The organism is Geoalkalibacter sp., from assembly GCF_030604225.1.
Taxonomy (GTDB): domain Bacteria; phylum Desulfobacterota; class Desulfuromonadia; order Desulfuromonadales; family Geoalkalibacteraceae; genus Geoalkalibacter.
This window is the reverse complement of sequence record NZ_JAUVWH010000172.1, coordinates 1-5112: the sequence shown is the minus strand read 5'-3', so window position 1 is coordinate 5112 and position 5112 is coordinate 1. Positions and strand designations below refer to the sequence as shown.

Here is a 5112-nt window from a genome sequence, read left to right as displayed (position 1 = left end):
TGGTCGCCACCCACATCAGCGAAATCATAAAAAGACACGCGCACGAACTTTTGGGCCGCCAGGAGGTACAGAACTTGCTGGATAACTTCCGCAAGAGCCACCCCAAGGTGGTGGAGGAACTGGTGCCCGATCTGCTCAACCTCGGAACGGTGATGCGCGTGCTGCAAAATCTGCTGCGGGAACATGTCTCGATCCGCGATCTGCGCTCGATTCTCGAAACCCTGGCCGACTGGGCGCCGGCCAGTCAGGATCCCGACCAGCTCACCGAGCACGTGCGCCGCTCCATGGCGCGTTCCATCTGCTCCGGCGTGGTGGCCGGCGACGGCGTGCTGCCGGTGCTGACCTTCGCCCGCGACGTCGAGGCGCGCATCCAGGACGCCATCCAGCACAGCGGTCAGGGCAGCTACCTGGCCTTGGATCCGGCCACCGCGCAGAACATTCTCAGCGGCCTGGGCGAGGTGATCCAGCAGTATGCGGGCGGCGATCCGGTGCTCTTGTGTCCGCCAACGATCCGACCGCACGTCAAAAGGTTGACCGAGCGCTATCTGCCGAATCTGATGGTGATTTCCCATAACGAAGTGGCCCCGGATCTGAAGATCCGCGCGGTCGGAACGGTGAAGGCCCATGCTGGTTAAAGTCTTTGAATCCGAAGACATGGCTTCGGCCCTGAAGAAGGTCAAGGAGGCCCTGGGGCCCGACGCCCTGATTCTCTCCACCCGCACCATCCGCAAGGGCGGCCTCGGCGTGCTGGGCAAGCCGATCCTCGAAGTGACGGCGGCCGTCGAAGCCGTGGCTCCGGTCGGAGCGGGACGGGCGCCGGAGGCCAAGCGCGCCCTGGCCAATCTCCCCGCGCGGCGCACCCGGGTCGAGGTGGGCGGCGACGGCGACGAACTCAGTTACGAGAACATCTGGGCCGGGCGCCGCCAGGATCCGGCGCCCAAGGCCGCGCCCGTCGAAGAGCGGCCCCGCGAGCGGGTCGAACTCGACAGCCTGCGCGGCGAGATCGACGAACTCAAGGCCATGGTGCGCGATTTCATCAGCGAGGCGCGCAGCGTCCCGCCTCAGCCCGCTCCGGCGGCGCCGGTGATGCCGGAGCCCCAGGTTAGGGTGAGCGCGCCGCCGGTCGCCGCGCCGCGCCGCCGCGCCGCCGCCACCAACGCCGATGCCCGGCTCGATCCGCTGATCGCCCTGCTGCGAGCGCGCGGCATCAACGAAGAGGCCGCCGAAACCATCGTGCGCTTCGCCGCGCAGCGCGCCGCCGCCGGGCAATTGCAGAATCCCGAGGTGATGCGCGCCCTGTTCAGCGACGTCATCGGCGACCTCATCCAGGTGAGCCGGCCGGCGCGGCGTACCCAGGGCCAGCGGCGCCTGGCGCTGATCGGGCCGACGGGGGTGGGCAAGACCACCACCATCGCCAAGTTGGCCGCCGATCATCTGCTGAGCGGCGGCAAGGGCGTGGCCCTGGTGACCATCGACACCTTCCGCATCGCCGCCGTCGAGCAGCTCAAGGTCTACGGCGAAATCATGAACCTGCCCGTCGAGGTGGTGGTGTCGCCCAAGCAGATGCGCGGCGTGCTCAACCGGCACAACGACAAGGATCTGATTCTCATCGACACCGCCGGGCGCAGCCCGCGCGACGAGGAGAGCCTGCGCGGCCTAGCCGAGATCTTGACACCCGAGCTGCGCACGGAAAACCACTTGGTGCTCTCGGCCGCGACCCGCGACGAGGATCTGTGCGACGCGGTGGCGCGCTTCGGCCGCGTGCCACTGCACAACCTGATTTTCACCAAAATCGATGAATGCGCCGCCCTTGGCGTGCTGCTCAACGTGCATCTGCGCCACAATTTTCCCCTGGCTTATCTGACCAACGGTCAGCGCGTGCCGGAGGATATTCTGGTGGCCGACGCGAAGAAGATCGCCCAACTGATCATGGGCCAGGCATAGGAAGGACAGCTATGGAAATGGTGCAGGAACGACTGGATCAGGCCGGAACCCTGCGTTCGCTGAGCGAACGCTTCGGCGCGACGCGCGCGGTGGAGGCCGAAACCGGACGCAAGGCGGCGCGGGTGCTGTCGGTGACGAGCGGCAAGGGCGGGGTGGGCAAGACCGCCGTGGTGTCCAACGTGGCCCTGGCCCTGGCGCGGCTGGGGAAAAGAGTGCTGATCATCGACGCCGATCTGGGTCTGGCCAACATCGACGTGGTCTTTGGCCTGGCGCCGCAATACAACCTCAACCACTTCTTCAGCGGCGAGCGCTCCCTGAGCGAGATCATGGTCGAAGGCCCGGGCGGCATCAAGATTTTGCCCGCGGGCTCGGGCATGCAAACCGTCACGCGCCTGAGCTCCGAGCAGAAAATGAAGTTTCTCAACGAGCTCGACGCGCTGCACGGCGATTTCGAGATCGTCATCATCGACACCGAGGCGGGCATTTCCGAGAACGTCACCTACTTCAACGTGGCCGCGCAGGACATCCTGGTGGTCACCACGCCGGAGCCCACCGCCATCACCGACGCCTACGCGCTGATGAAGCTGCTCTCGGTGCAGTACCACGAAAAGCGCTTCAACCTCATCGTCAATTCGGTGACCAGCAGCGAGGAAGCCCTCGACGTCTACCGCAAGCTGACCATGGTATCCAACCGCTACCTGGACATCTCCATCGATTACCTGGGCTGCATCCCCCAGGACAAGCGCATGCGCGAGGCGGTGCGGCGGCAGAAGGTGATGGTCGATCTGTTTCCCAAGACCAAGGCCAGCTCGGCCTTCGAGGACATCGCGCGCCATCTGGTCGCGGGCCAGGCCGAGCCGAGCCCCAAGGGCAGTTTGCAGTTCTTCTGGCGGCGGCTGCTGTCGTTTGGTCAGGGAGCCTGACCCGCGGGTGATGACCATGAATCCTCCCGAATTCCATTATCCGCCCGCGAGCGACCAGCGCAGCCGCCTGGTGGAGGAGCATCTGCCCCTGGTCAATTTTCTGGTGGAGCGCATGGTCACCCAGGTGCCGGCGTCCATGACCCGCGATGATCTGGCCAGCGCGGCGATGATGGGGCTGCTCGATGCCGCCAACCGCTTCGACCCGACGCGCGGCATCCTCTTCAAGACCTTCGCCGAGCACCGCATGCGCGGCGCCATGCTCGACGAGGCGCGCCGTACCGACTGGTTCTCGCGCTCCCTGCGCGACAAGCAGACGCGCCTCACCCGCACCCTGGAGCAGCTCGAGCAGCAGCTCGGGCGCGGGGCGGAGGAACACGAGATCGCCGCGGCTCTGGACCTCGATCTGGACAGCTACCGCGACCTGCTCACCGAGGTCAGCCACCTGGGCTGCGTGAGCCTGCACCAGACCATCGACGAGTACGAAGAGGGACGCACCTTCATCGACAATCTCGCCGACCCCCAGGCCGTCACGCCCCTCGAACACATCGAGCGACGCGAGCTGACCCGCGAGCTGGCCGAGCATCTGGAGCGGCTCACGGAAAAGGAACGCCTGGTGATCAGCCTCTATTACTACGAGGAACTCACCCAAAAGGAGATCGCCGAGGTGCTCTCCCTCACCGAAGGGCGCGTGTCCCAGTTGCACAGCCAGGCCCTGCACAAGCTCAAGGCGCGCATGAGCAGCACCATCAAGCGGCGCCGCTGAAGCCTTAATCCGACAACCGACAATCGGCAACCGAACCCCCATGGACCTGCAAACCGTCAATTTCATCGGCGTCGCCCTGCTCGCCCTCATCGTCGGCCTGACCCTGATCGTCGTGCATCTGAGTCAGGGCAAGCTGCGCCGCGAGCTGGCCCAGCTGCGCGAGGAGCTGGCCCTGTGGCAGAAGGTGGCGCTGCGCGGAGCGAACCCCGCCGCCGAGGAGAGCGCCGCCGCCGAACCACCGGCCACCCCGGCCCTGGGCACCGTCGTCGAGGCGCAGCCCTGCGACGAGGGCGTGCTGCGCGAGCGCCTGCGTCAAGCCGGCACGGTGGGCGGCGGCAGCGCGCCGGAGCGTTATCGTCATGTGGCGACCCTGGCGGAAAAGGGCCTGGCCTCCGAGGAAATCGCCCAAGTCTTGCAGGTCTCGCCCGACGAAGCCCAACAGCTGGTGCGCCTGGCCGAGGTCGCCCGCGGAAAAAGCTAAAGTTGCCCGGATTTTCGGTCGAAACGATGGACAGCCGTGGGAAACGGCCGGGAAAGACATCCCGCTTCGACAAAGGATGAAACATGAGTAACGGAGTTTACAGCGCCCTCTCCGGCGCGCGCGCCCGGACGCAGCTGCTCGATATGGTCGGCAACAACCTGGCCAACGCCAACACCACCGGCTACAAGAAGGATCGCCTGGCCTTCGAGGCCCTCATCGACGGTGCCCGCCAGCGCGGCGCCGCCAAGGGCGTGAACTTCAACCGCAGCGCCGAAGGCTATACCGATCTGCGCCAGGGCACCCTGGAAACCACCGGCAATCCCCTGCATGTGGCCCTGGAAGGGCCCGGCTTCTTCAAGATCGAAGGTCAGGGCGGCACCTTCTACACCCGCCAGGGCAACTTTCGCCTCGACGCCGAGGGCTTTCTCGTCAGCGGCGCCGGTCACCGCGTCCTGGGGGCCAACGGCCCCCTGCGCCTCACCGTCGAGGACGAGGTGCGCATCGACGAGAACGGCCGCGTCTGGAACGGTGAGGCCGAGGCGGGCCGCCTGGAGGTGGTGACGGTCAACGACCCGCGCACCCTGGAGAAACGCGCCGACGGCCTCTTCGCCCCGGGCGCCGAGACCGTCGAAGAGCCCCTGGAGCGGCCGACCCTGGTGCAGGGACAGGTGGAGGCCTCCAACGTCAATCCCCTGGAGGAAATGACCCTGCTCATCGAGGCGCACCGCAGCTTCGAGTCCTTCACCAAGGTGTTCAAGATCTACTCGAACGTCAACAGCAAGGCCGACGAGCTGGGCAGTCTCGGCTAGGACCATTTCATTCGGAATAAGCGGGCGGCGCGCGCCGCCCCTGTCAGGACACAAGGAGAATCGCAGCGATGATCAGAGCGCTTTGGACTTCCGCCACGGGCATGACCGCCCAGCAGCTCAACATGGACGTCATTTCCAACAACCTGGCCAACGTCAACACCGCCGGCTTCAAGAAAAGCCGCGCCGACTTCC

7 protein-coding genes are annotated in these 5112 nt (G+C 66.1%); all 7 read left to right on the top strand.

The annotated features are described in order from the left end of the window. Nucleotides 1–50 precede the first annotated feature (50 nt). Nucleotides 51–635 (top strand): FHIPEP family type III secretion protein, encoded by a 585-nt coding sequence (locus QAT43_RS14090; RefSeq protein ID WP_442900275.1) that lies wholly within the window; start codon nucleotides 51–53, stop codon nucleotides 633–635. After that, nucleotides 625–1944 carry a flagellar biosynthesis protein FlhF gene (gene flhF, locus QAT43_RS14085; RefSeq protein WP_305043722.1) on the top strand — a complete coding sequence of 440 codons (1320 nt, stop codon included), beginning with the start codon at nucleotides 625–627 and terminating at the stop codon, nucleotides 1942–1944. The genes QAT43_RS14090 and flhF overlap by 11 nt, the downstream gene beginning before the upstream one ends. 11 nt (nucleotides 1945–1955) lie before the next feature. After that, complete coding sequence (locus QAT43_RS14080) at nucleotides 1956–2867, top strand: MinD/ParA family protein (RefSeq protein WP_305043721.1); 912 nt, start codon at nucleotides 1956–1958, stop codon at nucleotides 2865–2867. Between the two features lie 16 nt (nucleotides 2868–2883). Then, on the top strand, nucleotides 2884–3630 hold the full coding sequence (locus QAT43_RS14075; protein WP_305043720.1) for a FliA/WhiG family RNA polymerase sigma factor: 747 nt from the start codon (nucleotides 2884–2886) through the stop codon (nucleotides 3628–3630). A 40-nt stretch (nucleotides 3631–3670) separates the two neighbouring features. After that, nucleotides 3671–4111 carry a hypothetical protein gene (locus QAT43_RS14070; protein WP_305043719.1) on the top strand — a complete coding sequence of 147 codons (441 nt, stop codon included), beginning with the start codon at nucleotides 3671–3673 and terminating at the stop codon, nucleotides 4109–4111. A gap of 83 nt (nucleotides 4112–4194) precedes the next feature. Further along, nucleotides 4195–4920 carry a flagellar basal-body rod protein FlgF gene (gene flgF, locus QAT43_RS14065; RefSeq protein WP_305043718.1) on the top strand — a complete coding sequence of 242 codons (726 nt, stop codon included), beginning with the start codon at nucleotides 4195–4197 and terminating at the stop codon, nucleotides 4918–4920. Between the two features lie 68 nt (nucleotides 4921–4988). Beyond that, nucleotides 4989–5112, top strand: a 124-nt coding sequence (locus QAT43_RS14060) for a flagellar basal body protein (protein ID WP_305043723.1), incomplete at its 3' end; no start/stop codon positions are given.

Coding starts and splice junctions, on each gene's coding strand:
- flgF (WP_305043718.1), top strand. CDS start 4,195: ATGAGTAACGGAGTTTACAGCGCCCTCTCCGGCGCGCGCGCCCGGACG.
- QAT43_RS14080 (WP_305043721.1), top strand. CDS start 1,956: ATGGAAATGGTGCAGGAACGACTGGATCAGGCCGGAACCCTGCGTTCG.
- flhF (WP_305043722.1), top strand. CDS start 625: ATGCTGGTTAAAGTCTTTGAATCCGAAGACATGGCTTCGGCCCTGAAG.
- QAT43_RS14075 (WP_305043720.1), top strand. CDS start 2,884: ATGAATCCTCCCGAATTCCATTATCCGCCCGCGAGCGACCAGCGCAGC.
- QAT43_RS14070 (WP_305043719.1), top strand. CDS start 3,671: ATGGACCTGCAAACCGTCAATTTCATCGGCGTCGCCCTGCTCGCCCTC.